Genomic DNA, 25,994 nt, shown 5'->3' on the forward strand with positions numbered 1-25,994 from the left:
TACGGGTTCACGTTCGTGCCTGTTCGAGGAGATAGTTGGGGGTGTCTTGGTTCCAGAAACTGTTGTCGGCGTTCGCTGCCCCGCGAGTGGGGAACCCTGCCGTTGATTCGTTGACGGTGCGGCCGGTCGGTGTGCGGCGGATCCACCGCCACTCCCCCAGCGAGTCCTGGTAGATGCGGACAGTGTCTGGCGCCGGCATCGGATCCGCGCTCATCCCGCCTCCCCCGGAGTGAAGAGGACGCGGATGCCCGCCTTGTAGATGAGGACGATTGCGTGCGATGGAGTTGTTTCCTCGCCGTCGAATCGGTCGCCTGGATCGAGGCAAAGCCAGTGATCGGGGCCAACCTTCTCGAACACGTCACCTGACCGCTGGCCTTCGCGTTCAAGCCCTCGGATCAGGCTGCATGTAGGCAAGGCCTTCAACTCGGCCGCGCTGGTCACCGTGCGAGGCTTCGACCAACCAGCGTCTTCCAGGCCCATTGCGATTCCGTGGGCTATGACGTTGCGGTCCGATGTCCCTACCTCGGCGACTCGCGTAAGTAGGTCGAACACCTTCTCGGCCAGTTCGTCCCTCACGGGTGTGGCCTGTGATCGGATCTCACTCACAACGACTCCTCAGAAGGCTTGCGGTTGAATGGTCGACGCCTGCACTCCCACGCGTCTTTGAGCATGTTCGGGTCACCCACGAGGAACTGGACGATCAGCAGAAACACGGGAGGGATTACCAGTCCGATCACGATGCTTGCCAGGATGCTCATCGCAACTCCGTGGTGATGTGATCTGAGTGCGTTGTTCGACCCACGCAGGTGAGTCCGTTGTCGTTTCTCCAGCCGTCCATCTGGTCGAGGGTCAGCGTTTCACCGCAGCCGGGGCAGGCCAGGTTGTCGCCGTACGTCGCCAGGACATGAATCTTGCTCTCGCTCATTGCTGTTCCCCTTCCAAAGCTGCGCGGCGATCCCATGCGGCCTTTGATGTCTCGCTGATTCGGATGCCGTCTTTGATTCGGCAGGGGCATCCGAGGCTGGATTGGTTTTCGGCCAGTGATCGGAGGCATTTCCCGCAGTGCGCCATCACTCGCCCCCTTCCAAAGCTGCGCGGAGGTCGGTGTAATCGCAGCTGTCACAAACACCTTTGAGGGCCTTCTCCACCCTGGCGATCGTGGCTTCGAGTTCCGTTACCCGCCCGTTGGTGTGCTGCTCCACCACCAACGCCACATGCGTGGGATGGTCAACGTAGTGGCCGATCCACGAGCAACTGCATACGCACTTGTTGTCCATTGCGGCACCGAGTCGCGTGTGCGCTGCGATGAGGTCGGTCAGCCCCGGATCAGGCGCGGTCACGACGACACCTCGGCAGGATTGATCTGGGCGGGATGGTTGGCGATCAGCATCTCGACTACATCGCCAGTGAGTGACTCAGCGGCAGTGAGGGTCTCGTATGCAAGGAACCGACGATTGCCGATTCGCTCGATCTCTGCACGCTTTTCGGCGACAGTGCCGTCGTCGAGTTCGACGCGGATCGTGATGTAGTTGCTCATGGTGTCTCCAAAGATTCGGCGGGGAAGTGCTGGGGGCAGTGAGGGTTTGGTTCCATCGCTCCACCGGGCTCGACAATCCCGTAGTACGACCAGGGGTTTTCGACTGGCCAGCAAAGGCATTCGACGGGATCAGGCGCTGTCATGCCGCCGCCCCCAACGCAGCCGTGACGCGTCCACCAATCCAGCGAGCAGCGTCAACAGAGACCGCGTTGCCGATCTGCTTCTTCACGTCCTTCGCGTTGCCCACGAACTCGTAGGAGTCCGGGAATCCCTGGCCGCGAGCACATTCGCGATTGTTGAGCATTCGGAACCTTGGCCCTTCGTCGGTGAGTGTGGCGATGCCGTGGTGGTTGCCGCCGGCGGTGATCGTTGCGAGCGGGTGTGCGTCGGCTCGGCGAGCTTTCGCGTTGCGGCGGTAGGTCACCAGATGCGGCACGTCGTGCGCGGTGATCTGCTCGATCTGGTCTGCGACGTACAGCTTGCGGGTGACGAGCTTGCCTGGGTTCGGATCGAGGATGCTCAACGCAGTAGTGTGCTTCGGCTCGCGGATGGTCAGGTCCACGTTGCCGTCGCGGGTGAAAACGGCGAAGTACCGGACTCTGCGTTGCGCGGCCCCGACTTCGGCGGCGTCGAGCAAGATCACCTGTTGCCGGTAGCCGAGTGCTCGCATCCCGTCGAGCCACCAGTTGTAGAGACTCCATGCCTGGAACTCGGGCACGTTCTCGACGATCACCGCGTCGTATTGGTGAACCTCGGTGGCTGCGATCACTGCGAACGCTGTTGCCCGGTCCACGGATCCGGCGTCAGCGCGGCGCAGTTCTTCCTCGGCGGGCGGCTGCTTCCGTCCACCGGATCGTGCGTGCCACACGCAGGACGGTGACGCCCACAGGATGTTCGACTTCGGGAATGTGCGCCAGTCGACCTCGGACAGGTTCGCGGTGATGTGCTCGGTGTCGGGGTGGTTCTTCTGGTGGGTGGCGATCGCTGTATCCCAGTGGTTCGCGGCGACCTGAACATGGATACCGGCCTGTGTCATGCCTTCCGAGCTGCCACCGCCGCCGGAGAAGAGGTCAGTCATTGTGAGGCTCATGCTCACCTCTCCTCGGCCGCAACGAACGGGGCGTACTCGTCGAAGTCGGACGGGCGGGCGACCTTGAACCATCCGCCCGTGGAGAGACCCCATTTCCAGCCACCATTCTTGCGACGTCTCCACTCCGTGCCTGACTTGTCCCACACCGTGCGTACCTCGGCGGGCACGGCATCCAATGTCTGCCACTCGGTTTCGGTGGAGGTAGGGACAACCGGCGAGGAGGCGGGGTTGTTCCACCTGAGACCTTCGCGGTCGGCGTGGACGCCGGAATGTCTAGCGGGGAGTACGCACAGACGCACCGCGCACAGTTCCGCTTTCGTCTCCTCCTCGGCGGGTTCGGCTGGGACGGGCAAATCGATTGGACAACTAGCTACCCGTGGGTGCCTGCGAATGATTTCACCTGTCCAGTGGCATTTCGGATGGTCACACCAAGCCGTGGCATCCTCCTGGTTTGGGAACGGTGGGCAGGCATCGCATCGTGGTCCGATTGGTGCTTGACTCAGCCGCTCTGCGCATTCGCGCTCATCAGCGCCGATAAGGCAAGTCGGAGGCTGGTTGTTGGCGGGTTCGGTTGCCGGGAACAGGGCGCGGAGACGGTTGAATGCCGCGTCTGTGATGTCGCCTTCACTCCACACCGCCGTCCGCACGTCTTCCACCTGTTCGGCGGTGAGTGCCATACCGCCGGCAGGGATGAGACGGCCAGTGGAGGTGAGGAATTCGAGGGCGCCTTGGGCTAGCTCATCCCAGTCAAGTCTGTCCACCCAGGCGGCACGGATCGCCTTCGCGAGTTGGGTGGCGAGTTCGGTGTCGGCACACTTCACCGAGCACTGCGGGCAGTAAACCCCAACACCAGCGGCAGCAACTCGACTACGGCAGTCGAACTCGCACACGGGTTCTGTTGTCAGCTCTAACCGTTGGAGGCGGGAGCGGTAGAAGTCCTGCTCTTTGGGCTCTGTTTCGTGGGCGATGAGTGTGCGGTACGCGGCGGCGGCGTCAGCCTGCGATGGATGTGTTGGGGGCATGACACAGAGTATTGCACGGATACAGTGTCACTGTGTCCCCGGTTTAAAAATCAGCGAGTACGTCGTGCCGCCAAACTGCTTGTGCCCGTGACAGATGAACGCGAACGCTTCGCTGCCGACGAGACCGAAGATCCCGCGTTGATGGGCGGGAGAAGTTCGTAGGCCACGTAGACGGCGGCGTCCAGAGCGCCTGGTGACCATGTCGAATCCGGTTCCCATAATTCCCACTCGGACTTCAACCCCGCGAGGCTGTGGTCGGCGGAGAACCATGCACGCTGCGTGAGCACGGCTTGTGCGATCGGTTCAGCGCGAAGGAACTTCGACTTCCGGGCCGTCACCTTCTTGATGCGCGGGCACAACGCTCGCCGGTCGATGGCGCCCTCATTTTGCATGGCGTCCCATGCCTGCCTGATGAGGGTGCCTGCCATGTCCCCGCCATAGTTCGCTTCGAACACGACACAGTCGGCGTCGATGTCGTGGGCGAGTTGGCATGCTGCGCGGGACCACTGGTCGGATGACATTTGTGCGGTGCGGTCGTGGGTCCAGTACATGCGACCGTCGGTGCCCAAATGTCCGCCGATGATGCCGGCGGTGTCACGTCCTCCGCCGGACGGGTCGACGCCGACGACTGTGCGACGTGGTGCGGGAACGTCTTTCGTTGTTGCGTTCTTCAGATTCTCTGCGCTCAGTAGCGCGCCCTCGGCGGTGACAGGTGAGCCCATGAACATGGCAGCCCAGTCACGTGTTGTGACGGACGCTTTCTGGCGGACCCAGTGATCGTTCAACGCTGCGGTGTCGTCGGAGTCGATCAGGGGATGCGTCAACGGCTCCCCTGGTGCGCGGCCGAGCGAGTCCTCACGGAATCCGCGCTCCGGGTCCGGGGCCGTCGCGATCGCAGGGAGGTGTACGACCTTCCACTCCCCGCCGTCTTCGACGCGCCCCTCCCTCTCGAGGAGCATCCCGGACAGATCCTGCTGATGCCAGCGGGTGTGAACGACGATCTGCCTGGCGCCAGGGCTACGTCGGGAGATGAACGCGCTCGAGTACCACTCCCACACTGCCTTGCGGATTGTCGATGAGTCAGCGGAAGCGCGGTCGGCGTAGGGGTCGTCGATGATGCCCAGGTTCATTGACTGGCCGGTGATGCCGCCTTTGGTGCCGCGTGAGCGGAGTCCTCCGCCGGCGGTGAGTGACCAGTCTGATCGGGTGTTTTCGTCGGATTTGAGTTGGAGGCCGTAGCGGGCGCCGTAGGCGGAGATGAGGTCTCTGCATGCTGCGCCGTGTGTTTCGGCGAGGCTGGCAGCGTAGGAGGCCATGAGGATGCGGTCTTGGGGGCGGTGGGTGAGCCACCAGAATGGGAGCCATCTGGAGACTCGTACGGATTTTCCGATCTGCGGTGGCGTCCAGATCATGAGTTTCGCGTTGGGTGTGTCTTTCACCCAGGTGAGCGCTTGGTCGATGAGGTCAAGGTGTGGGCGTTGCACTTGGATGTTCGGTTCGTGCCGCACTGCGAGTGCGCCGGGTGTGGGGGGTCCGCCGATGGGGTTTCCGTTACGGGCGTGCTTTTCTGCGAGCCGGTTGCGGAGGTGTTCTTTTTCGGCTGGTGGGAGGGCACGCCACGCCCCGGATTCGAGGATGCTCATGGCGCGTATTCGTTTCCGCAGTGTGCGCAGTGGAGGGGCTGTTGGTAGCCGGTGATGGCCGTTCCGTTCAGGCACACGGTGGCGGTGAACCACGCGCTGCCGCAAGGGCACATGTTGTTTGCGGCCACTGGCTCCGGTGTGCGGAACGGAACGACGTCACCCATTGACCGCGGTCTCCTCGAGGTATTCGCGGGCAGCCTGCTCGTCGACGGGTTGTGCGGCAGTGAGGTTGTCAGCGAGCTGCGTGCATTTGTCGGGGCTGAACCCCTGCCAGTGCACGTCGCCGCACTCGACGACAGGTGTGCCGTTGTAGCCCAATGTCTTCACCCGCGCCAACGCATCAGCGTCGACGGTGACATCCCGCACCTCGTACGAGACGCCGAGTTTGTCGAGCTTCCGCTTCGTCGCATCACACGGCGGACAACCAGGCTTCGTAAATACAGTGACCTTCATTCGCTCTCCCGCGACTCTGAATCTGATTCCGTGCCGGCCGAAATGCCGCCATGGCCCAACAAAACTTCGATCTCCGCATCCATCTGCCCCCGAGTCACCACAGTGACCTCAGACTTCGAAACAGCCTGCAAACCCAACAACTTCACCTGACTGTCCACAACACCCCGAGCGGACGCGATCAGCTGCGACTTCCCCACCAACTGCCCTTCCTCCTCGGCCGCAGCGATCGAATCCCATGCCTTCGCATACAGGGCTTCGTATCGGGCTGCCATGACTTCCCGGTAGTCCTCGGCGGTCTCACCTTCCACCCGCTCGAGGACGCGTTTGACCGCTTTGTGGGCGGCCTGACGACTCGAATAGCCGACCAACTGAGCGATCTCGTCCCACGTTTTACCGTCGCGTCGGAGCTTCATCGCTTCGATCGCGGTTTGGCGGCGGTCTAGGTCTTCGGGCCAGGTGCCGTCTGGGGTGTTTGGTGTGTTTGTCATCCGTCTTTGTGTCATTCATTTCGGTAGGCACTGTCGAGTGTATCTACCGATTTGCTGGTGATGTGTTGTTGGCGACTTGGAGGAGCACGTCTGCGTGACAGGTCTGGTCGAGTGGGCACCAGCACGCGAGATCTTTGCCGACGAGTTCGTTGCGGATCATGTCGATCGTCACTGGGTTGTCGCGGTACCCAACACGGTAGTACCGGGGATCGCGCAGGTGCACTGTCTCGCGGGTCAGTACCTCGCGATACAGGCTGACGGCTTCCTCGCGAGTGAGGTTGCGGATTGTGCATCGAGTAATGCGTCCGTCGCCGTGGAAGAAGTCGTGACTGATTCCGGCCGCTGAGATGCGATCTTCGAATTCCCATTCGGCTCCCGTCATTGCGCCGGGTACGCAGGCGAGTCCGTTGGCGCCACCAAGCGTGAACTTGTTGCCCCACTTTGTGGGCCGTCCGACGTAGATGGCTCCTTCGGGCATCTTCCAGCCTTTGGTTCGTTTTCGCTGGATACGCTTCGGGGCGCTCATTTCGTGTCCTGTCGTTGTCCGGTGATGAGTGCGACGAGGTCTCTGACGGTCATGTGGACCCATTGATCGAGCGGGTTTGTGGTTCCTCTGCGTTTCGCTACGACTACCCCGGCCAGGGCGTCATCGTTTCCGGCCTCCAGTTGCGCCTCTCGCGTCCATTTAGGTAGCTCTTGGCGTGAACAGTCCTTGGCTTCGATTACGAGCCTCTGGCCGTGAATGCGGACTCCTCCGACGTCGCCGCGGTCTTTGGCTCCGGTTTTGACTCGGCGGTCGATGCGGTCGTCGTTGAGTGCTTGAGCAAGTCCGTCCGCGATGGAGCGTTCGAATCGTGATCCGGCTGCTTTTGCGGATGATCGGTTGCGGGTCATGGTTTCTCCTGGGCTGTTTTGGCGAGGACTGCGCGGACTTGAGCCATTCCGCGTTTCGCGGTGTCGACGATGTTCGGATCGTGGTTGCAGACGGTGGTCCCGAAGTAACCGCGGTCGTCACACAGTCCGCACTCGTCGATGGCGTCCTGGATGAATTTCGCTCGCTGTTTCGCTGCTTCGGATGCGTCACGTTTTGCGGCTTCGATTTGATCTCTGTCCCATGCTTCGCGTTTTACTCGGGCGTCCCCACATGGTCGACAGGGTGGCGGGTTTGGGTCGTTCAGATGTTTCGGGCAACGGGGCGGGGGTGCGAGGGTTGGCGCGTGTGCGCCGTTCGCCCCTGCCCCATGCTCCATGCTCCCTGCTACATAAAGAAGCGAATGAGGATTGTCACCGGGCGCGGACTTGTCTGCGAAAACTTGCACGGAGTCTGAACCGAACGCAGGTGTGCCTGCACCATTCTCGAACGCCACCGAAACCGCTGGTGGGGCAGGTATTTTCGACTTGACTCGCGATGGCTCAAGCCGCTGATGCTCAGAAAGCTTGGGCAAGAACAGGTATGGGTCACTATCCACAACGTACCTGTGGATAACTTTCGCTTCCTCGAGGTGGTCGAGCATCAAATCGATCTTCTCGACCGTCAAATCACTCTCATACGGGAAGATTTGGCCCTGAATCACGCGGGCGTCACCTTGAGCTCGGGCATGCTCGTCCGCGTGATTCCACAGCCCGATGTACAGCATCCGCTCATCGCGGGAGAGCTGTCGGGCCAGCTTCCGGTCGATCCAAAACTCGGGCTTGATTGACCGGATGCGGGCCATGGTCCTACTCCATACTTGTCGATTCGTCGGCGGTGACGCCCTCTGGTTGATTTTCAATATGTCGGTAGTAATCGGACTGAAACATTCCGATGATGTACATGCGGCAAGCAACCTCCCCGCAGTACTCACGGCGAGGATCGCCTGCGACACAGAAGCAATCTGGGACATGCTGCCCAGTGATCCCCCACCAACGCTGGGATAGCACTTCGAGCAGATGTTCTGCGATCTCCTCAGTGAACTGAGGCTCGTCGGCAATGGCGTCGTCCTCGTCCACACCGACGATTTCGAGCGCACGTTCCTGGTTCTGCTTGACGCGGGTCCAAACGCAGCCACAGAAGTATCGCCACGTGTCCTTGACCTTCTTTTTTGGCATGGCGGCCTCAATGAGTTCTTCGAGGTCTGAATGATCAAGCCCGGCAGCGTAGAACTGGTCCACGGACTGCTTCCAGTCTCCCGGCAACTCTTCGGTGTGGCGATCTCCTCGCCAGTCAGTCCAACCCCAACGATTCCACTCCGCCTCGAATGCCTCGTACCGCTGAGCGAGCACTTCTCTGGATGCACGCCGCTCGTTAGCAACTTGAGCCATTGCGGCAGCCCACTTAATGGCCCGCTCGTCGACATCTTGAACGATGACCTCAGATGGGCTGGTCGAGGTCTTACCGCTGTTGCAGTCGCCGCATGCCGCGACAAGGTTCGACGGGCTGTCGTCGCCGCCGAGCGCGGTCGGCACGACGTGGTCGAGTGTGATGCGGACGTCCGGAGCAGTGGCACCGCAGTATCGACATGCATGGTTGTCACGCCGGAGAACCTCAAACCTGACGCGCTTCGAGACTGCCATCGTGCTTCCTCCTGAATGATCGGGTCAATCATCATCGCCTATCGCCTCCTTTCGCTGTCTTTCGTGTCCATTCGGGCTAACTACGGAGCGGAGATCTCGTCCGGGGAACGCCCACCACCGGCCCGAACATCGCTCGCTGACGCCTTCTTCGCGCTCTGCACCCCGAAGTCGCGGCCCCCTGCGACAGCCCACTTCTCGCCCACTCCGATGGCCCATTCGAGGCATTGCTCGCGGACGGGGCATTCGAAGCAGATCGCGCGCGCTGTGAGGCTCGCGTCACGACGTGCCTTCCTGTTGTGGACCTGGTTCGGGAACCACAGCTCAGGATCGTGATCGCGACACTTGGCGCGTGCGCGCCAATCGATGTCGTCACTCATGTGGATAACTCCTGTGCATCGACCGGGCCGCCGATGTCGACGGCCCGGATGTGGATCAGTCGGATGGAGCGGTGTCGAGTTCGGCAAGTCTGGTTTTCCACAGACCGAGTAGGCGGTCGCGGTGGTCAGCTAGTTCGAACGTCTTCAGTTGTGCAGCGATACCGTCGAGGTCGGCACGATCTGCAGCCTTCGAAATCCCTTCTGCGATCTCGTCGGCCTGCTCATTCGTGATGACCGGCGGCCCATCAGGCAGCGGTTCCACGATGTACGGAGCGCGCCGGCCCCGCGTTGTGGTGAGCGCTAGCGTCAGCCGCTTCTCGATGTGCGAGATATGGCTGACCCGTATCCCGCCCACCTCCTGTCCTCCGAAGCGGACAGTAGGGTCGGTGTATATCCTCATTCGTCGGCCTGCGTACGCCGACGCCTCAACACCCCACGCTGCGACGAGGATTCGCCGCACCGTCTTGCTCGGGCGGAACGGTCTTCCTGGGAACTCCACGAGGTGGATATTCACGGGCTGTTCGGAAGACCCTAGGGTCACCTTCTCGACCGTGACGTTCCGCGGGCCGGCGAGGAGATCGTCAGCGTTGAGTTGGTCGGACTTCGGGGCAATCGTTTCTGTGAGATCCATGGTCAGATCACCATTTCCATTTCGACGGTTCGTTCGGTCATGGGAAGTCCGACGGTCCGCTCGTCGTAGAGACGGATCATTTCGGCGGCGTTCTCCTCGAAGGCATCGACTGCAGCGAGAATGGCGTCGAACCAGCGCTGGTCAGGGAAGACACGCTTCACCCAGAGCGGCATGCCCCCGCAATACGAGATGTAGTCACACCACTCGCGACCGGAAACCAGTAGCCCGCACTGCATTTGCGCAAGGTTCTCGGCAGGTGGTTCGTCGGCGAGGATCGTTTCCAGGTGCTTCTTCTGCCGGCGCGACTTCACCTCGATCAGCCCATCGTCACCGATCAGACCATCCGGGGAGTAACCGATCTTCACGTCGTGGTCCTCGCGGATCATGAATCCGATTTCAGTGACCGGCGCGTAGTGCTCGGAATACTTGTCGCGCGCTTTCGGCTCATCCTCGATGCCACGCAGCATGTCATCGCTGACGTACATCGGATCGGTCCAACCAGTGATGCGTTCGGCCACGAGAAGCCTGGTGAGCCCACGCGATACGTCGTTACTTGCGGGCTTGAGGGTCTTGGTCGTGACGAGTTGCCCGACAACAGATGCCGTGACAATCCCCCGCCGCTGCGCATGCCACTCCTCCGACCCCTGCTCGAGGTCAGGGAGTTCAATCAAGGTTGGTGCGGTCACTGGTCATCCTTTTCGATCGCGTCGACAACTGCGACTGCGGAATGTGTTGCGCTGTAAACATGTTTGCCGTCAATGAATCCGTCGATACGGATACGCTGACCCTCTTGTGTGATGACGGTCTTGTTGAATCCGTCGAGGTGTTCACTCATCGCTGCCACTCCTCTAGGTCGTCGCGGGGGTCGTGTTCGTGGAAGGGATCAGGTTCTGCGGGAAGGCACTCCTCAGAGAATGGGTCCACACCCATCTCAAGATGCGTCACTTCACCGCCTCGGATGCCAGACCGAGCAGGCGCTCGAATGTGCTGCGCCGGAACTCGTCACGAGCGTGCAGAGCGGGCCCGTCGTAGCTGTGCCAATTCGAAAGTCGCTCAAGTTCGCGAGTAAGTTCCGCATCACGTTTGACGATTTCCTGGATGGCTTCCGCCACCTGAGCTGTACTCATGCTTGGGATGCCTTCCTGTTTCGGTGGGCACACGTCCCGCAAATCCCGCGGCTGTGATGCCGCACCGTGTTCGGATAGTCAGCAAGCAACGCCTTCGACGGCCGCATCGGCCGCTGACACTCGACACAATTCGTAGGCCGCGACGTACGACGCCGACCCGCCCCCGAACCAGCACGACGCTGGCACGCTTCACGGTCTTCCTTGAACGCTTCCCACAACTTCTCGTCACGCTGCAAAGGAAGCCGAGCTGAGGATTTCAATTCTGTTCTCCGTTCACATCTTTGAAGCGGTCGTAGTGGTGGTCAGCGAGGTCGAACAAGCCGGGTTCGGTGTCATACCAGTCGTCGCGGGTCACGGGATCCTGCAACGGATCGTGTGGGCTCACGCGGTCACCGCGATCAACCACAGGACGACACCGACGAACCCTGCAAGCAGCGTGAGGATCACGATCGCCCACACGTTGATCCGGACCTGCTCGATGAAAGTGAGTTCTGTTGCTTCCTCAACGAGTTCGTCGTGAGCGTCGTCGGCGGTCTTGAAGATCGCGTCGTCGACGCGGTGGCGGCCGACATATCCGGGGACGTCGAGGGGCGTGTTTTGGGTATGGGTCATCACGAAATGTCCTTCGCAGGAGAAAATGGATGGTGGGAAGATTGGGCCCGGTGGCGCCTAGGGTGCCGGCCATCTGGACCGGGCGACGGTCTTACAGTGGTGACACCACCGGGAGTTCAAGAGAGTCAGGCGACGATAGCGGCGAGAGCCACTGCGCGACCTCGTACCTGCTCCAGTAAAGCCATGTGCTGCTTGGTGGTTCGCGGCGCTTGAGGGCATTCGATCTGGTCGTCGAGAGTTTTGATTTCACGAGCAAGTTGCAGCATCTTCTCTGCATTCACGGTGCCGTCACCTCCGCCCGCGTCTTCGGTGCGGCATCGTAGGTGGTGCCGAAATCACAAAGGTTCTCGACCATCTCACGCAATTCGGTGATCGCGTTACAGCCAGCGAACAGATCATCAGCGGCCCTGTCAGTTAGCCCGAGCGAGACACGAGCGAAGTCCTCCACATGCCAGAGCTCCCCCGACTGCGCCCGAACAACAAACGCTGCACAATGCGGACCAGTAACCGTCTCAACCCGACCAGTGTCCAACGAATGCGAAACCCACACAGCCCCACACAACTCCGCAGTCCAACCAGCGAAATCCCTGGCCGTGCCATTACGCCACTGCTGCTGATCCAACAAGTTCGGCCACGTCTCAATGTGGTCCATCACCGAACGAAGCAGGTCCTCATTAACCTTGACGTCCATCATCACCCTCCTTCCGATCACTGATCCGACGAAGGCCAGGACCCATGATCCGAGCCAAACGCTTCAAGCCCTGCTCAGACGGCAGTCCGTACTTGACGCCGGCAGCCTCATCCAGCACCCGGCGAGCCTCAACACGCTCCGCCAACGACATCGAATCCCGATTGTCAGCAAGCTCCCGCTCAGTCATGAGGCAACCAATCCCTTCGTGAAAAACTCGGGCTCGATCGCAGATCCGAGTATCGCCCAAGCCTTTTCGAACAACGCACGGTCGCGCTCGGTGTAAGCCGCGACGGGCCGGTCAGCACCGTTGATGAACCGGATCGCCTGACCTGGCTCCGTGTTGTGCAACTCCCGGTACGACTTCTTCACCAGGGCACCCATCGATGACGCGAACTTGCGCTGCCCCCGATCATTCACACCCTTACCGTCAAGAAAGTCCGACACTGTCAGCGTTCGCTTGAGCGGTTCAATATCCGGCTCCTCACCGAGCCCAACTGCCAACTGATGACGAACCTTGGTCTCAAGCCAGGAGTCGTCGACCATCCCCTTGGCAAGCGAGAGCAACTGGAGCCGTTGCGCTGCCTTCATCGCAAGAGCGTCGAGCTGATCAACGGTTGCATCCGGATTGATCGCGCCACCCTCGTGGAAATAGGCATCCAATGCGTCGGCCGCCTCCGCCTGAAGTGCGACCAAGACTGGTCGAACCTCCTCCTTGACGCGGTTCTCATCAAGTGTCGCGAGGTACATCGTCAATGTCTTGCGGTCAACGCCGACCATCTCGTAGGTCTTGCCGTCTGCACCAGTTGTGTCGAATTTCGACACAACTGCCCATGACTTTGACTTCAGCTTCTGGAGCTGCGCAGAGTAGGCCATCCCGAGCATTTCGACGATCGGACGGAACGCCGCGATCGCCTTCCCACCTACCTTGGCGCCGAGGATTCCCGCGGTGCCGACAACTGGGATGGTGGCGAGTTGTGCAGTATGGTCAGTCATCAGATTCCTTGCTTGGGGATTGGAGTGAAGCCGTCATCTGCTGGAACAGGTGGCGGTTTCTTCATGCGGTGGGCGCAAACTGCTCGTTTTCCTCGATGTAGCGCGAGATTTCGGCATCAGAGACCTTGCGACCGCGCCCGATGTGCACGCACTTAAGCTCACCTTCGCGCCACATCTGGCGGACTGTGGTCTCATCAACTCCGAGCAGTTCTCCGGCTTGAACAGCAGTGAGTAGACGTGTCGGTTTCATGCCGGCACCTGCTGACGAATTGTCGGACCCGTAAGCGAAGATGGCTCATCCCAGATCAGGATCTTGCTGCTCCGAGCGCCTAACGCCCCGAGTGCATCCAGGACCTGGGGCGTCGGCCGACGCGACTTGAAGGCCGTCCTCCATGTCCGCTCAGATACGTGTGTCCGCTCCTCCATAGCGACGAAGCTTCGGAGTGCGTGGACACGCTTCACCCGCTCCATCTCATCCAGACTCAGTAGAAACATTCCGGTTTCCTCCGCTGTTCGTAAGTTACATGGAAGATATTTACCGGTTCTCCGGTCGAAGTCAACAACATTTACCGGTAGCGTCGACCAATTTGACCGTAACTGCACGTCAAACGTGGGTTGACCGGAAGAAAGTTACCGGTTAGCCTCAGATTCATGAGTGAGCAAAAGACAGTTCTCGAACACCTGGCAGGCAGGCGTCTGACAGCAGTCGAAATCGGCGAGATACTCGACGTAACCGAGAAGACTGCACGCAAGCGCCTGGCCGACGGCCTCAACGCCAGCGACGTCATCTCTATTTGCCGTGCAGTAGAGGTCAACCCCGTTGACGCACTAGTTGAGTTGGGGTTCGTAACAGTCGAGGAGACAATGAATTTCGTCGACTCAGACGGCCAGCTGCTCGCGACCGCCGATCAAGAAGCCCTCATCCTCGAGCTAGTCGATCGTTCACTGACAACACCCCAACTCGCAGATCTTCTCGCCGCACGATCGCGACGCCCCGACGTGACAATCAGTCTCACCGAAGGAATGACTCGAGCGGAGGTCGAGAAGCAACTAGCTAAGGCGCAAGCACTCGGTCTGATCCCCATGGAAGACAACGTCTATCCGTTGACTTCGCTAGGTCAAGCCCACAGGGTTGCCGATGTCGATGTACAGGCACTGATCGAGAGCGACGAACCCTACGCCGCAAACACCAGTTCCGAGCCCCTTCCGGAAGATGACCACGGTTGGGACGCGTAATTGAAAGAACTCGAAGACCTGGCAGGCGCTAACGGCATCGCGATAGTCGAAGGCAACCTGCCAGGCAAGGAACGTGGCCGCTGGTATGCGGAACCGCGAATCATCGTCCTGCAAGCAGGAATGCCGCTCGACTACACACGCACCACCCTCGGGCATGAACTCGGACATGCCACACATCACCACGACATGTCGACACCCGATGCCCGGATTCACTACTTCCAAGAACGCCAAGCTGACGAGTACGCGGCACGACTTCTCATCTCCGAAGAGTCCTACCGAAAAGCAGAACGAATGCACGGTGCACACTTCGCCGGCATCGCACACGAACTGAAAGTGACCGTGGAACTCATCCACGTATGGCGAGACCTCTGGCACAGAAAGGACAAAAAATGGCCCGACAACAACTGCCTCCGCAGATCAAAAAGATCGAACTCGCGAAAAAAGAACGCGGCAAAAACGCAATCAGATACCAGCTGACGGTCGACACCGGGGTCGATCCGATCACCGGCCGCCGAAAACAGTTAAGAAAGAGATTCACCACCGAAGCTGACGCGCGTGACGAACTCGCAAGAATTCAAAACGAAGTGCAGCGTGGAACATTCGTTCACTCAATCGATCTCACAGTCGAGCGAGCCTGCGCGAACTGGCTCCTATCGCGACACGGAATTAAGCCGACGACGAAGGTCGGATACGAAGACGTCCTAAAGCCGGTCCGATCAGAACTAGGCGACATCTCCGTTCAGAAGCTGACTCGCCTAGACATCGACAAACTCATCAAAGAACTGAGAGAGGGAAAGCTCACCCGATCGACAGGACACTCCAGAAAGAAATGGGGCCCACGAACGTGCAACCTCATGGTTGGCACCTTGTCTCAAGTTCTTGAGCAGCTCGTGAAGGAAGGCCAACTCGTCCGAAACGTAGCCGCGCTCGTCGACCACGTTCCGCAGACACGGAAACAACTCCAGACGCTCACCGCCGACGAAGTTCAGGTCGTTCTCGGCGCGATCAAGAACGATCGCCTGCGGCACGTTTGGCACCTCGCACTGTCAGGGCTTAGACGCGGCGAACTCGGAGGATTGAGATGGGCTGATGTGGACCTGGAGAATAGAACACTCAGGATCGGACCCACTCGAGTGTCGGCTGGCGGCGAAGCCATCGACCAAGAGGACGCCAAGTCAACCGCATCGGGCCGAACCTTGCCTCTGCCTCAACCACTCGCCGACGAACTCAAAGCCGCGAAACGACAACAAGCGGCCGAAAAGCTGGCATTCGGCGAAGGCTACGGCGACGGCGGATATGTCGCCTGCAACGAAGCCGGACAACCTCTGCACCCCGACACCCTCACCAAGCGATGGAAATCGATCCTCGCAGATTTGGACGTCGCTCAGGTTCGGCTCCACGATGCCCGACACACCTGCGGAACCCTCATGCACCTCCAGGGAGTCCCGATTGCGGTCATCGCAGCGTGGCTTGGTCACGCCGACAGTTCGTTCACAATGCGGACCTACACGCACTCGCAGACCGACGCGCTTGCTGCTGCTGCGACGAGTTTGGGATCGCTTGTGACAATCCGTGACAACGAACCGAAATCTTCCTAGAAACGAAAAAATCCCCGACCCGCATTTCTGCAGATCAGGGACTCTTTCTAACGCTCCCCCGGCTGGACTCGAACCAGCAACCGTCCGATTAACAGTCGGAAGCTCTGCCAATTGAGCTACAGGGGATTGTCTTGCTCGCTTCGCCCGTTCCGGCGTTGCCTGAGAAACTGTAGCGAATCCTTCACCGAAGTACCAAATCGCCTGCCCAGCGAGTCATCAGGCAGGATGGAGTCAGGACGATCGGTGCTGGAGGGAAGCAGGAATGATGCGTTTGTTGATCGGTGTTGCAGCTGGGTACGTCCTGGGAACCAAAGCGGGCCGCGCACGATACGAGCAGATCAGCCGGGCCGCGAAGGCGGTGGCCACCAGTCCGGCCACCAAGAAGGTGTTGGACGCGTCACGGCAGAAGCTGGCCGACTCACTGAGTACTCAGCCCAAGCTCGAGCCGATGAAGCCGATCAACGAGGAGACTACGATTCTGGTCCCCCACGACCAGTTGAAGAAAAACCGTTAGGTCAGACGCTTTGGTCGCCGACAGCCTGCTCACGCAGCTGTCGGCGATACTGCTCCAGCGCCACGAGGTCGCCGAACAGTGAGTTGTACTCCTCGGGGGCTGCAGCAGGTGAAACGCGCTGAAGCTTGGATTTGAGGTCGGCAACCTGCTCGCCCACCCACGCTTCCTGCAGTCGTGCGAGCACTCCGTTGATGTAGCGCGGAACCGTGTCTTCGTCACACGGCATCGGTTCGACGGCCAGCTCAGATACAACCGAGGCCACCGTCATGTCTTCGACGCCCTTGGTGACGACTTCGATCCACTCGGCGCCGCCGAGTCCCTTGCTCGTTCCACCGGCGTCAGCCATTGCCTGTCTGATGACAACGTAGGCGGGGTGGGTGAACGTCTCGGGCGGCAACGAGTCGAAGACACTGCCGGCGATGCCAGGGTGCTGCAATGCGGCCTTGAGGACAGCTCGCTGCGTCGAGAGCGCGGGATCGTTGGGCCGGGGCCTGGAGATTCCGATCGGCAGCGCAAGCGCATCGGCAGCAGGTTGGTCGACAACCTGACGACGCTTGGGCGCCGGTGACGATCCGCGCGTCGACGCCCGTTTGCGAGCTTCGTCACGCACGCGTCGTCGAACCGACGGAAGATCGTCCCAACCGACCCATCCGCACAACAGATTCGCGTAGCTGTCGCGCAGAGTTGATTCCTTGATCTGCGCAACGACGGGCACGGTACGACGCAGTGCCTCGACGCGACCTTCAGCGGTCTCCAGATCATGTTCGGTGAGGATGGACTTCACCACGAACTCGAACATCGGAGTGCGCCGTGCCACGAGGTCGCGAACGGCGGCATCACCAGACTTCAGACGCAGATCGCACGGGTCCATTCCGTCGGGCGCGACGGCGACGAACGTCTGCCCGGCCATCTTTTGATCACCCTCGAACGCCTTCATCGCAGCGGCCTGCCCCGCGGCATCACCGTCGAAGGTGTAGATGATTTCACCGCGAAAGTAGCTGTCGTCCATCAGGAGTCGACGGAGCATCGCAAGGTGCTCCTCACCGAAGGCGGTTCCGCACGAAGCGACGGCGGTCTTGACGCCGGCCAAATGCATCGCCATGACGTCGGTGTAGCCCTCGACGACTACCGCCTGGTGTCCCTTGGCGATGTCGCGCTTGGCGAGGTCCAAGCCGAACAGGACCTGAGACTTCTTGTAGAGAATCGTTTCCGGCGTGTTGACGTACTTACCCGGCATGGTGTCGTCGTCGAAGAGCTTGCGGGCACCGAAGCCGATGACGTCACCGGCGACGCTGCGGATCGGCCACAGAAGTCGGCGATGGAACCGGTCGATCGGACCTCGCCGGCCTTCTTTGGACAGCCCGGCTGCTTCTAGTTCTTTGAACTCGAAACCTTTGGACATCAAGTGTTTTGTGAGAGTGTCCCAACCTTCTGGCGCGTATCCACACCCGAACTGCAGGGCCGCTGCACCGTCGAAGTTTCGCTCGGTGAGGTAGTCGCGAGCCGCCTGGGCATCGGGTTCGCGCAGACGAGCGGCGTAGAACTCCTGAGCCGCCGCGTTTGCTGCGATCAAGCGTGCACGGGTGCCGCGATCGCGCTGAACGGACGGTCCGCCGCCCTCGTACGAAATCGTGTAGCTGAGTCGATCCGCCAACTGCTCGACGGCCTCTACGAAGCTGATGTGATCCATCTTCTGCAGGAACGAGTACACGTCACCACCCTCACCGCAGCCGAAGCAGTGGTAGAGGCCGTGGTTGGGTCGCACGTGGAACGACGGCGACTTCTCGTCGTGAAAGGGACACAGACCTTTGATCGAATCGCCACCGGCACGCTTGAGTGAAACGTATTCACCGACGATGTCCTCGATGCGAGTGCGTTCGCGAATGGCCGCGATGTCTCTGTCAGAAATTCGGCCCGCCACGTACATCAGTCTAGGCGGTCCCCCGGCACCTCCTGACAACGATATGTTGATGGCCGACTCTGCAACGCAGCGATGGGACCGACGATGACTGAAAACGCCTCGAGCGCGCACGAAGGGCGATCAGGAACCCGATTCGGCGTGTACGAGTTGCGTAGCCTCCTCGGCCGAGGCGGAATGGGTGAAGTGTACGAGGCGTACGACACCTCGAAGGATCGCCTGGTCGCTCTCAAGTTGCTCCATCGAGAGCTTGCGGCCGACCCGTCATTCCAAGCTCGTTTCCGCCGAGAATCTCGCACCACCGCCGCCCTGAACGAACCGCACGTGATCCCGGTGCACGACTGGGGCGAGATCGACGGAGTCCTCTTCATCGACATGCGTTTGGTCGAAGGCCACACATTGCGAGCCGAGTTGACCGAATTCGGCCGACTCACGCCTGTACGAGCCGTCGACATCGTCTCGCAAATCGCGTCGGCGTTGGACGCCGCCCATGCCCGCGGGCTCATCCATCGTGACGTCAAACCAGACAACATCATTCTCACGAACAACGGCTTCGCCTACCTCGTCGACTTCGGAATCGCATACTCACAGACGGACACGAAGATCACCACCGAGGGAAGCGCAGTCGGTTCGTATGCATACATGGCGCCGGAGCGGTTCGGAATCGAAACGCCGACGGCCGCAGCGGATGTCTATTCCCTGGCTTGTGTCTTCTACCAATCACTCACCGGAACAACACCTTTCAACACCACAAGCATCGAGCATCTGGTCAATTCGCACCTGAACGCTCCGCCGCCACGCCCCACACTGGCGGTTCCGTCGCTCCCGCAAGGCCTTGACGCCATCGTGGCTCGCGGCATGGCAAAGGATCCCGCACACCGCTATCCGACTACGGGAGCGCTCGCACTCCAAGCGCGGCAGGCCCTCTCGACGACCCACGCCCCCGGTGCCGCCGGCGGATTGCAACCCACGATCGTCGGGCAGCCCACCTACACCACGGCGAATCCCGCTCACGGGAACTACACGCACATCGTGACAAAGACCAAGCGAAACCGAGCACCGATCGCGATCGGTGCGGCTGGAATTGCACTCGTTCTGGCCGCAGGAGGCACGGCGGCCTGGGTGACGCTGGGGAATTCGGGCCCCGAATCACCAACCGCTGTAGCAGCTTCCACCGCCACGTCGGCACCGGCACCCATTCAGGATCCAGTCAGAACGCCGAAGCTCGAGCCGCTACCCACCGCCGGACTGCAGGCGACCACGACCACCCGGGCGTCGAACCCGTCCGCGAGAAATGGCGACCTCGGGGTGAGCAAGCCGATCACCGTCCCCTCATGCAAAGGAACCGGAATCGTGGTGTTGGCCAATGCCACCGATCCGGCAACGTACGCCAGCGAGATTCAGAACTACCTCGACGCGTTCCCCGGCTCGAAATACCTACGCACAGACCAGTCCTGCCCGTCACTGCGTCAAGTCTCCGATTCGGGGACGGCGATCTACACGGTGTATCGCGAATCCGGGAACACCGAGTCGAAGATCTGCAAGGACGTTCGCGCAGCAGGTGGCGACGCTTACGGCAAGTGGCTCGATACCACTACCGACCCGTCGACGCGGATGACTTGCTGAGGGCGTAAGTGGCTCAGCCCCAGCTGGCCTGCGCGCCCAGGCTCGCTTTGTCCACCCGTTCGAGCCGACTCTCCGTGTACGACGCGATCTGATCCACCACTACCCGGACCCGAGCACCGTCGTCCGCGGCGCGTTCCCACGCGGGCAGCAGGATCGGATCGAGCCCGGCAGGCGCAGTTGCCAGCAGCCATTCCGCGACGCGATGAACACGATCACGCTGCCGATCCTGACGCGCTTTGTGTCCGGCGTCGGACATCACGTAGTACAGCGCCACGGTCTTGAGCAATGCCACCTCGGATGCGACGGCCTCGGGTATGTCGAGGTCGGCTTGATAGCGCGAGAGGGGTCGGTCACCGTGTGTCAGCCGGGTGCTGGCGATCGCCGCGGTGGCGAAGCGTCCCACCAATTCACTCGTCAGATTCTTCAACGCGACGGAACTTCCGAGTGTTCCGTCGAAACTTCCGACCCCGCGTACGACGGGGAGTTCGGACAGCCGTTGGGCGGCTTCGATCAGATCGTCGACTACCAATCCGCGAAACTCGGAGGCCCCGAGTTCTGCCAGTGCGCGCTGCTCGGACGGATCGGCAAGCGAGCGAAGGTCGATGCGGCCTGCGATCACCCCGTCCTCCACGTCGTGCACGGAATAGGCGATGTCATCGGCCCAGTCCATGACCTGAGCTTCCAGGCATTGCCGACGCTCGGGCGCTCCCTCGCGAACCCAGGCGAGCACCTCTGCGTCGTCGTCGTATGCCCCGAACTTCGCGCCGGGCTCAGGGCGGGTCCAGGGATACTTGATGGCTGCGTCGAGTGACGCCCTGGTGAGATTGAGGCCTGCGCTCAGACCGTCGGGGCGCAGGATCTTGGGTTCGAGGCTGGTCAAGATCCGCAGATTCTGCGCATTGCCCTCGAAACCTCCGCAGTCCTTGGCGACTTCGTCGAGGGCCTTCTCGCCGTTGTGACCGTACGGTGGGTGCCCGATGTCGTGCGCGAGACCGGCGAGGTCCACCAGGTCCGGATCGCAACCGAGTCCGTCGGCGATCCCTCGCCCGATCTGTGCGACCTCCATCGAGTGCGTCAACCGCGTGCGAGGTGTGTCACCGTCGCGCGGGCCGACAACCTGGGTCTTGTCGGCCAAGCGCCGCAAAGCCGCGGAGTGTTGGACACGCGCCCGATCTCGCGAGAAGTCCGAACGATGCTGCGCCGCTGCGATCTGCGAACCCGGCAACCCCGCTCGCTTCGGCGCCTCGACGACACGACGTTCGAGGTCGTGTTCGGAGTAGGTGCCGCCTCCGTAGGTGGTGTGAGCTGTCATGGTCTCTATTGCCCTGCCGTGTAGGGGAAGTCTGCCGAGAAGTGCGTGAGCTGATACCAGAGCAGCGCGCCGGTTTCGCGAGCGATTCCGTGCAACTGGGATTCGCGGGTGAAGACAGCCGGGCCCTGACGAGTAGGTGCGGTCCACGCCTGGAGTCCTGTGTCGCGGGCCATCGTCCGCGTTCGCAAGGAGTGCCACGGGTCACTGACCAGGACAGCGGAATTGATTCCCTGCGAGGACATCTCGGCGCTCACCGCGTCGATACTGAGCAGTGTGTCCGAACCGGTCTCCACCGCGGTGATCGCACTCGAAGGAATTCCGCGATCGGTCAGATACATCTTTCCCGACGCCGCTTCGGTGTACTCGTCACCTTCTTGTTTGCCGCCGACAGTGATGATCTGCGGCGCCACTCCGCGCTTGTACAGCTTGTACGCCTGCTCGAGTCGGGCCTCGAAGACGGACGACGGAGTGCCGGAATACTGAGCCGCGCCCAGAACGACTATCGCGTCGGCCGGCCGCGTGTCGTCGATGCGCGCCACCTGCCACACCCGGAACGCAGTACCCCCGACCAGAACCACGGCCATCAACACGGCACCGGCGATCAGTCGGCGCGTCCAGCGAGCCAATCCTGCCCCGAAGCCGCCCGCCCGTGAGGGTGATGGGTCGTGGGGGCGGTTACCGAAAGCAGGTTTCACTCCCGCAATTCTGCCAGTTCGCGGCGATCACCTCCGATGCCGACGCGCCACAACGGATAGATTTGCGTCATGGCCCTCGCACCACACTTCGCGCAGTTGTCCTCGGTAGAGCAGAGTCGGACAACCACCCGACCCGTTCGGCGTCGGGGAAGCGCCGCCGCCGTCGCTGCGATTTTCGCTCTGCTGGCGCTCGTCTTCAGTCCTGCGCTCGCCTCGGCGGACGCACCGATGGTGTTGCCGAATCACATCACCGACACCTCCGGGGTCCTCGATTCCGGGCAACGCAGCGATATACAAGCCGCGATCGATCAACTCGGCGAGGACCACCAGATCGATCTGTGGGTCGCGTTCGTCCCCGATTTCAACAACCTGGGTGGCCAGGCGTGGGCACAGCAGACAGCCACGAAGTCGACGCTGAGCACGAAGTCCGTCCTGCTTGCAGTTGCCACGGCAGAGCGTGCTTACTACCTCGACGTCCCGGCCGAGCTGCGCAACATCACGGATTCCGACATCGAATCGATCAATACCGACGCGGTGGAACCGGCTCTCGCCGAGGATGATTGGACCGGCGCGGCGATTGCCGCGGCCGGCGCACTCGGCGACGCGAACAACACGAGCGGCGGAATGGGAGTCGGAACACTCCTCATCGCGGGCGGCGCTGTGGTGGTCGGGACGGGCGGCGTGGTCCTGTACTCACGCAAGCGCAAGAACGACAAGAACAAGGCAAGCGTCGAAGCCGCGAAGAACATCTCCCCCGACGACATCGCCAGCCTCAATGCACTCCCGCTGCCAACGCTCGACGAACGCGCGAAGGAGATCCTCGTCGAGACGGACAACGCGATCGCCGGCAGCCAGGAGGAACTCGATCTGGCCCGCAGCGAGTTCGGAGATTCCGCCGTCGCACCCTTCTCGGCAGCATTCGACAAGGCCAAGGCCACCCTCGCCGAAGCCTTCGCGATCAGGCAGCGACTCGACGACGCCATCCCGGAAACTCCCGATCAACGCCGCCAGATGCTGATCGACATCATTTCCTCGTGCGGTCGAGCCGACCAAGAACTCGAAGCTCGCGTCGAGGAGTTCGACGGGCTTCGCGACCTTCTCATCAACGCCCCCGCCCGTCTCGATGCGTTGACGCAGAGTGTTGTTTCTCTCAGCGTGCGCTTGCCCGAATCCGAGGCGATTCTGACCAAATTGAAGGATCAATTCCCCGCGCCGACGCTGGCATCTGTCGTGAACAACGTCACGATGGCGAGTGAGCGCCTGACGCTCGCCGAGAAGTCGATCGAGGAAGGACGAGACGCGACGGCACTGCCGGCCGGTAAGCAAGGCGCTGCCGTCACTGCGATTCGCACCGCCGAAGCCGCCCTCGATCAGGCACGCAAACTACTCGACGGCGTCGATCACGCCGCCGACGACATCCGAAACGCCATCGCGACACTTCCGTCCGCGATGGACGACGTCCAGCAGGGCATCACCGCTGCGGACGCTTACCTGGCGCAAGGCGGGCAGAAGTTGGCGGACGCGAAGGCCGCAGCCCAGGCAGCGTTGGCGAATGCTCAGACGTCGAAGGACAGCGATCCGCTGACAGCCTTCAACCAGATCGTCGCAGCCGACGCCCAACTCGACGCGCTTCTTGCCGACGCTCAGGAGCAGAAGCAGCAGCTCGAACGTGCACAGCAGCGCCTCGCCCAGGACATTCTGGCCGCACAGGCTCAGGTGACCGCTGCAGGCGACTTCCTCGGAACCAGGCGCGGGGCGATCGGGGCGGAGGCGCGCACTCGCTACGCCGAGGCTCAGCGGCACCTGCAGGCGGCCCAGCAATTGCAGACCTCGGATCCGTCGAAGGCACTGCAACACGCCCAGGCCGCGACCACCTTGGCGACGCACTCACTTCGCGCCGCGCAGAACGACGTCAACACCTGGGAAGCAAACCAACGACCCCGCGGTGGCGGCGGCGATGCGACGGGAGCGATCCTCGGCGGCATCCTGATCAACAGCATTCTGCGAGGTGGCGGCGGGCCCCGCTCGTACGGCGGACCGAGCAGCAGCGGACGCTCCGGTCGCGGTGGCGGCGGCGGTGGTTTCGGCGGCGGGGGCGGCGGCCGAACCAGTCGAGGCGGCGGCGGCCGGTTCTGACGGATCCCGTCGAGGTAGTAAAATCCCTACTTTGTTCACGACCGCACTCGTCGTACGCTTCATCCGGCAAGTCGGGATCACAGATCATACGAAGGTGTTATGGAAAGCGTCGCCCCGCAGATAACCGTCGTTGTACCTACATACAACGAGCGTGAGAACCTGCCAAAGCTCGTCGATCGCCTCGCCGCGTTGAAGATCCCGAACCTGCACGTCCTCGTGGTGGATGACAACTCCCCCGACGGCACGGGTGAGGTTGCGGACAAGTTGGGTATCGACGGTCCCATCCCGGTCGGAGTGCTTCACCGCACGGTCAAGGACGGACTCGGCCGTGCTTACGTCGCGGGCATGAGCCGGGCTCTGGCGGAGAACGCAGACATCGTCATTCAGATGGACGCAGATCTCTCGCACCCGTCCGAGGCGATCCCCGCCATGATCGAGATCCTCACCACTACCGATGCGGCAGTCGTTCTCGGCTCCCGCTATGTCGAAGGCGGCGCAGTCGCCGGCGACTGGCCGTGGCACCGCAAGGCTTTGTCCGCCTGGGCGAACTTCTACGTCAACGCCATTCTGCGACTGCACGTCAAGGATGCGACCGCCGGCTTCAAGGCGTGGCATGCAAAGACCTTGCGCGACATCGACGTCGAATCGGTGCAGAGCAACGGCTACGCGTTCCAGGTCGAGATGAACTACCGAGTTGTTCAGCGCGGCATGAAGATCGCCGAAACGCCCATCCGCTTCGAGGAGCGCACCGAAGGCGTCTCCAAGATGAGTCTCTCGGTTCAGTTGGAGTCTGCACTGGTGCCGTGGAAGCTCAAGTTCGGCAAGAAGTCCCTGTGACCTCGGCGGCCGATCGAAAGTAGTCGGCCGTCTGCGTGTCCGACGGGTAGAACGATTCGATCGCAATCTCTGCGAGCGTGACGTCGCGCGGCGTACCGAACACGGTGGTGGTGCTGAACATCGCCAGTTCGGTATCGCCGACGCGTAGACGCAACGGAACCAGCAGGGAATTCGCGCGGTCGTCGTGCCAGTCTCCGCCGCTGGGATAGGCGCGCAGCTCGTCGAGCAACGACGACAGCTGCGCATCCGCACTGACCTCCACTTCCCGAGCCAGCCTTGTGAGCAGGTGGGCCCGCCACTGCGCGAGGTTCACGATCCGCGGCGCCATGCCCTCGGGATGCAAGCTCAGACGCAATACGTTCACCGGTGGTTCCAGGAGGAAATCAGCGGCGCCCGCGGTCAAAATTCCCACGGCCTGGTTCCCGGCGACCATCTCCCACTGCTGATCGACCACCACGGCCGGATACGGGTCATGCGCGTCGATGATGCGATCGATGGCCTCACTCACCGCTGACATCGGCGCTTCTGCCAACGACTTCTGCGAGTACTCCGGCGCGTGGCCACTTGCCAGCAGAAGCGTGTTCTGTTGTCGTAGAGGAACATCCAGACATTCGGACAGGTGAAGAATCATGTCCCGGCTCGGCTTGGAGCGGCCGGTTTCGATGAAGCTCAGATGCCTGGTCGACACTCCTGCCGCCGCCGAGAGACCCAACTGAGTGAGCCTTCGCCGCTCCCGCCACCGCTTGAGTTCGGAGCCCACGTCCATCGTCTCGAAGGTCATTCTTTCAAGTTAGCGACCCGAGGTAGCCGAGGCCATGACCTCAGAGGTAATCGACCCGAAGCAGTTTCGGAGGAACAGTGGTCTCAGCCGGCGAGGCCGCCGGACATTCACCACCGGAAACTGA

37 protein-coding genes and 1 tRNA gene are annotated in these 25,994 nt (G+C 61.4%); 8 read left to right on the top strand and 30 right to left on the bottom strand.

Annotated elements, in window-relative coordinates; translation table 11 throughout:
* Positions 1 to 7 precede the first annotated feature (7 nt).
* The 10 genes from BH682_RS17660 to BH682_RS17695 all read right to left on the bottom strand — a co-directional run bounded on the left by BH682_RS17660 (position 8) and on the right by BH682_RS17695 (position 5,745).
* Complete coding sequence (locus BH682_RS17660; RefSeq protein WP_075833561.1) at positions 8 to 214, bottom strand: hypothetical protein; 207 nt, start codon at positions 212 to 214, stop codon at positions 8 to 10.
* Positions 211 to 606: a hypothetical protein gene (locus BH682_RS17665; RefSeq protein ID WP_075833563.1), complete on the bottom strand. Its 396-nt coding sequence runs from the start codon at positions 604 to 606 to the stop codon at positions 211 to 213. The genes BH682_RS17660 and BH682_RS17665 overlap by 4 nt, the downstream gene beginning before the upstream one ends.
* Complete coding sequence (locus BH682_RS35905) at positions 603 to 758, bottom strand: hypothetical protein (RefSeq protein ID WP_157127652.1); 156 nt, start codon at positions 756 to 758, stop codon at positions 603 to 605. The genes BH682_RS17665 and BH682_RS35905 overlap by 4 nt, the downstream gene beginning before the upstream one ends.
* The gene (locus BH682_RS35910) at positions 755 to 925 is read right to left on the bottom strand and encodes a hypothetical protein (protein WP_157127653.1); all 171 of its coding nucleotides are present in this window, start codon (positions 923 to 925) and stop codon (positions 755 to 757) included. The genes BH682_RS35905 and BH682_RS35910 overlap by 4 nt, the downstream gene beginning before the upstream one ends.
* 145 nt (positions 926 to 1,070) lie before the next feature.
* On the bottom strand, positions 1,071 to 1,340 hold the full coding sequence (locus tag BH682_RS17670; protein WP_075833565.1) for a hypothetical protein: 270 nt from the start codon (positions 1,338 to 1,340) through the stop codon (positions 1,071 to 1,073).
* Positions 1,337 to 1,537, bottom strand: coding sequence for a hypothetical protein (locus tag BH682_RS17675; protein WP_075833567.1), 201 nt, complete (start codon positions 1,535 to 1,537; stop codon positions 1,337 to 1,339). Before BH682_RS17675 ends, BH682_RS17670 begins: the two co-directional genes overlap by 4 nt.
* Positions 1,538 to 1,676: 139 nt before the next feature.
* Positions 1,677 to 2,627 (bottom strand): DNA cytosine methyltransferase, encoded by a 951-nt coding sequence (locus BH682_RS17680; RefSeq protein ID WP_075833569.1) that lies wholly within the window; start codon positions 2,625 to 2,627, stop codon positions 1,677 to 1,679.
* A 2-nt stretch (positions 2,628 to 2,629) separates the two neighbouring features.
* Positions 2,630 to 2,980 carry a hypothetical protein gene (locus BH682_RS35915; protein ID WP_143542552.1) on the bottom strand — a complete coding sequence of 117 codons (351 nt, stop codon included), beginning with the start codon at positions 2,978 to 2,980 and terminating at the stop codon, positions 2,630 to 2,632.
* A 719-nt stretch (positions 2,981 to 3,699) separates the two neighbouring features.
* Complete coding sequence (locus tag BH682_RS17690) at positions 3,700 to 5,292, bottom strand: terminase large subunit domain-containing protein (protein ID WP_075833573.1); 1,593 nt, start codon at positions 5,290 to 5,292, stop codon at positions 3,700 to 3,702.
* Positions 5,293 to 5,448: 156 nt separating this feature from the next.
* Positions 5,449 to 5,745: a glutaredoxin family protein gene (locus BH682_RS17695; RefSeq protein WP_075833576.1), complete on the bottom strand. Its 297-nt coding sequence runs from the start codon at positions 5,743 to 5,745 to the stop codon at positions 5,449 to 5,451.
* 420 nt (positions 5,746 to 6,165) lie between these two features.
* On the opposite strand from BH682_RS17695, the gene BH682_RS37305 reads away from it, so the two are divergent.
* Positions 6,166 to 6,294 carry a hypothetical protein gene (locus BH682_RS37305; protein ID WP_442971967.1) on the top strand — a complete coding sequence of 43 codons (129 nt, stop codon included), beginning with the start codon at positions 6,166 to 6,168 and terminating at the stop codon, positions 6,292 to 6,294.
* Here the strand turns inward: BH682_RS37305 and BH682_RS17705 are convergent.
* From BH682_RS17705 to BH682_RS17765, 15 genes are all read right to left on the bottom strand, one after another.
* The gene (locus BH682_RS17705; protein WP_075833581.1) at positions 6,277 to 6,759 is read right to left on the bottom strand and encodes a DUF4326 domain-containing protein; all 483 of its coding nucleotides are present in this window, start codon (positions 6,757 to 6,759) and stop codon (positions 6,277 to 6,279) included. The two genes, BH682_RS37305 and BH682_RS17705, sit on opposite strands and share 18 nt — an antisense overlap.
* Positions 6,756 to 7,127, bottom strand: a complete 372-nt coding sequence (locus BH682_RS17710) for a hypothetical protein (RefSeq protein WP_075833584.1) — start codon at positions 7,125 to 7,127, stop codon at positions 6,756 to 6,758. The genes BH682_RS17705 and BH682_RS17710 overlap by 4 nt, the downstream gene beginning before the upstream one ends.
* Positions 7,124 to 7,948, bottom strand: a complete 825-nt coding sequence (locus tag BH682_RS17715; RefSeq protein ID WP_075833587.1) for a hypothetical protein — start codon at positions 7,946 to 7,948, stop codon at positions 7,124 to 7,126. The genes BH682_RS17710 and BH682_RS17715 overlap by 4 nt, the downstream gene beginning before the upstream one ends.
* A gap of 4 nt (positions 7,949 to 7,952) precedes the next feature.
* Entirely contained in the window at positions 7,953 to 8,786 is an 834-nt protein-coding gene (locus tag BH682_RS17720) for an HNH endonuclease (protein WP_075833590.1), read from the bottom strand.
* An 80-nt stretch (positions 8,787 to 8,866) separates the two neighbouring features.
* Positions 8,867 to 9,163 (bottom strand): WhiB family transcriptional regulator, encoded by a 297-nt coding sequence (locus tag BH682_RS17725; protein ID WP_075833591.1) that lies wholly within the window; start codon positions 9,161 to 9,163, stop codon positions 8,867 to 8,869.
* Positions 9,164 to 9,218: 55 nt separating this feature from the next.
* On the bottom strand, positions 9,219 to 9,794 hold the full coding sequence (locus BH682_RS17730; protein WP_075833593.1) for a hypothetical protein: 576 nt from the start codon (positions 9,792 to 9,794) through the stop codon (positions 9,219 to 9,221).
* A 2-nt stretch (positions 9,795 to 9,796) separates the two neighbouring features.
* Entirely contained in the window at positions 9,797 to 10,480 is a 684-nt protein-coding gene (locus BH682_RS17735; RefSeq protein ID WP_075833595.1) for a lambda exonuclease family protein, read from the bottom strand.
* Positions 10,477 to 10,629, bottom strand: a complete 153-nt coding sequence (locus BH682_RS35920) for a hypothetical protein (protein ID WP_157127654.1) — start codon at positions 10,627 to 10,629, stop codon at positions 10,477 to 10,479. Before BH682_RS35920 ends, BH682_RS17735 begins: the two co-directional genes overlap by 4 nt.
* 106 nt (positions 10,630 to 10,735) lie before the next feature.
* Positions 10,736 to 10,921, bottom strand: coding sequence for a hypothetical protein (locus BH682_RS17740; protein WP_075833598.1), 186 nt, complete (start codon positions 10,919 to 10,921; stop codon positions 10,736 to 10,738).
* 256 nt (positions 10,922 to 11,177) lie between these two features.
* The gene (locus BH682_RS37085) at positions 11,178 to 11,306 is read right to left on the bottom strand and encodes a hypothetical protein (RefSeq protein ID WP_263284143.1); all 129 of its coding nucleotides are present in this window, start codon (positions 11,304 to 11,306) and stop codon (positions 11,178 to 11,180) included.
* Entirely contained in the window at positions 11,303 to 11,533 is a 231-nt protein-coding gene (locus BH682_RS17745) for a hypothetical protein (protein ID WP_075833600.1), read from the bottom strand. The genes BH682_RS37085 and BH682_RS17745 overlap by 4 nt, the downstream gene beginning before the upstream one ends.
* Positions 11,534 to 11,658: 125 nt before the next feature.
* Positions 11,659 to 11,814, bottom strand: a complete 156-nt coding sequence (locus BH682_RS35925; RefSeq protein WP_157127655.1) for a hypothetical protein — start codon at positions 11,812 to 11,814, stop codon at positions 11,659 to 11,661.
* On the bottom strand, positions 11,811 to 12,227 hold the full coding sequence (locus tag BH682_RS17750; RefSeq protein ID WP_047272556.1) for a hypothetical protein: 417 nt from the start codon (positions 12,225 to 12,227) through the stop codon (positions 11,811 to 11,813). The genes BH682_RS35925 and BH682_RS17750 overlap by 4 nt, the downstream gene beginning before the upstream one ends.
* A gap of 180 nt (positions 12,228 to 12,407) precedes the next feature.
* Complete coding sequence (locus tag BH682_RS17760) at positions 12,408 to 13,217, bottom strand: phage antirepressor N-terminal domain-containing protein (protein WP_075833605.1); 810 nt, start codon at positions 13,215 to 13,217, stop codon at positions 12,408 to 12,410.
* A 61-nt stretch (positions 13,218 to 13,278) separates the two neighbouring features.
* Positions 13,279 to 13,467: a helix-turn-helix domain-containing protein gene (locus BH682_RS17765; protein WP_075833607.1), complete on the bottom strand. Its 189-nt coding sequence runs from the start codon at positions 13,465 to 13,467 to the stop codon at positions 13,279 to 13,281.
* Between the two features lie 401 nt (positions 13,468 to 13,868).
* Here BH682_RS17765 and BH682_RS17775 point away from each other — a divergent pair, with 401 nt between their 5' ends.
* The 3 genes from BH682_RS17775 to BH682_RS37310 are packed head-to-tail and all read left to right on the top strand — an operon-like array spanning position 13,869 to position 16,051.
* Positions 13,869 to 14,453 (top strand): DUF4148 domain-containing protein, encoded by a 585-nt coding sequence (locus BH682_RS17775; RefSeq protein WP_075833611.1) that lies wholly within the window; start codon positions 13,869 to 13,871, stop codon positions 14,451 to 14,453.
* Entirely contained in the window at positions 14,454 to 14,930 is a 477-nt protein-coding gene (locus BH682_RS17780) for an ImmA/IrrE family metallo-endopeptidase (protein ID WP_075833613.1), read from the top strand.
* Positions 14,843 to 16,051: a tyrosine-type recombinase/integrase gene (locus tag BH682_RS37310; protein WP_075833615.1), complete on the top strand. Its 1,209-nt coding sequence runs from the start codon at positions 14,843 to 14,845 to the stop codon at positions 16,049 to 16,051. The genes BH682_RS17780 and BH682_RS37310 overlap by 88 nt, the downstream gene beginning before the upstream one ends.
* 53 nt (positions 16,052 to 16,104) lie before the next feature.
* On the opposite strand, the gene BH682_RS17790 is transcribed toward BH682_RS37310, so the two are convergent.
* Positions 16,105 to 16,177 (bottom strand) — tRNA-Asn (locus tag BH682_RS17790).
* Between the two features lie 136 nt (positions 16,178 to 16,313).
* Here BH682_RS17790 and BH682_RS17795 point away from each other — a divergent pair.
* Positions 16,314 to 16,565, top strand: coding sequence for a hypothetical protein (locus tag BH682_RS17795; protein ID WP_003941570.1), 252 nt, complete (start codon positions 16,314 to 16,316; stop codon positions 16,563 to 16,565).
* Position 16,566: 1 nt separating this feature from the next.
* Here the strand turns inward: BH682_RS17795 and dnaG are convergent, their stop codons facing one another.
* Complete coding sequence (gene dnaG, locus BH682_RS17800; protein ID WP_030536590.1) at positions 16,567 to 18,486, bottom strand: DNA primase; 1,920 nt, start codon at positions 18,484 to 18,486, stop codon at positions 16,567 to 16,569.
* A gap of 72 nt (positions 18,487 to 18,558) precedes the next feature.
* Here dnaG and BH682_RS17805 point away from each other — a divergent pair, with 72 nt between their 5' ends.
* Positions 18,559 to 20,109, top strand: a complete 1,551-nt coding sequence (locus BH682_RS17805; protein ID WP_075833618.1) for a serine/threonine-protein kinase — start codon at positions 18,559 to 18,561, stop codon at positions 20,107 to 20,109.
* Between the two features lie 13 nt (positions 20,110 to 20,122).
* Here the strand turns inward: BH682_RS17805 and BH682_RS17810 are convergent, their stop codons facing one another.
* Both BH682_RS17810 and BH682_RS17815 read right to left on the bottom strand, forming a co-directional pair.
* The gene (locus BH682_RS17810) at positions 20,123 to 21,421 is read right to left on the bottom strand and encodes a deoxyguanosinetriphosphate triphosphohydrolase (RefSeq protein ID WP_003941643.1); all 1,299 of its coding nucleotides are present in this window, start codon (positions 21,419 to 21,421) and stop codon (positions 20,123 to 20,125) included.
* A 5-nt stretch (positions 21,422 to 21,426) separates the two neighbouring features.
* Entirely contained in the window at positions 21,427 to 22,116 is a 690-nt protein-coding gene (locus tag BH682_RS17815; RefSeq protein ID WP_007731109.1) for a YdcF family protein, read from the bottom strand.
* Positions 22,117 to 22,185: 69 nt separating this feature from the next.
* Between BH682_RS17815 and BH682_RS17820 the strand changes: the two genes are divergently transcribed.
* Complete coding sequence (locus BH682_RS17820; RefSeq protein WP_075833620.1) at positions 22,186 to 24,252, top strand: TPM domain-containing protein; 2,067 nt, start codon at positions 22,186 to 22,188, stop codon at positions 24,250 to 24,252.
* A gap of 99 nt (positions 24,253 to 24,351) precedes the next feature.
* Positions 24,352 to 25,089: a polyprenol monophosphomannose synthase gene (locus tag BH682_RS17825; protein WP_003944487.1), complete on the top strand. Its 738-nt coding sequence runs from the start codon at positions 24,352 to 24,354 to the stop codon at positions 25,087 to 25,089.
* On the opposite strand, the gene BH682_RS17830 is transcribed toward BH682_RS17825, so the two are convergent.
* On the bottom strand, positions 25,064 to 25,870 hold the full coding sequence (locus BH682_RS17830) for a helix-turn-helix domain-containing protein (protein WP_042924110.1): 807 nt from the start codon (positions 25,868 to 25,870) through the stop codon (positions 25,064 to 25,066). The two genes, BH682_RS17825 and BH682_RS17830, sit on opposite strands and share 26 nt — an antisense overlap.
* Positions 25,871 to 25,994 lie beyond the last annotated feature (124 nt).

Origin of the sequence: Rhodococcus sp. YL-1 (assembly GCF_001942025.1) — a bacterium.
GTDB lineage: Bacteria > Actinomycetota > Actinomycetes > Mycobacteriales > Mycobacteriaceae > Rhodococcus_F > Rhodococcus_F qingshengii.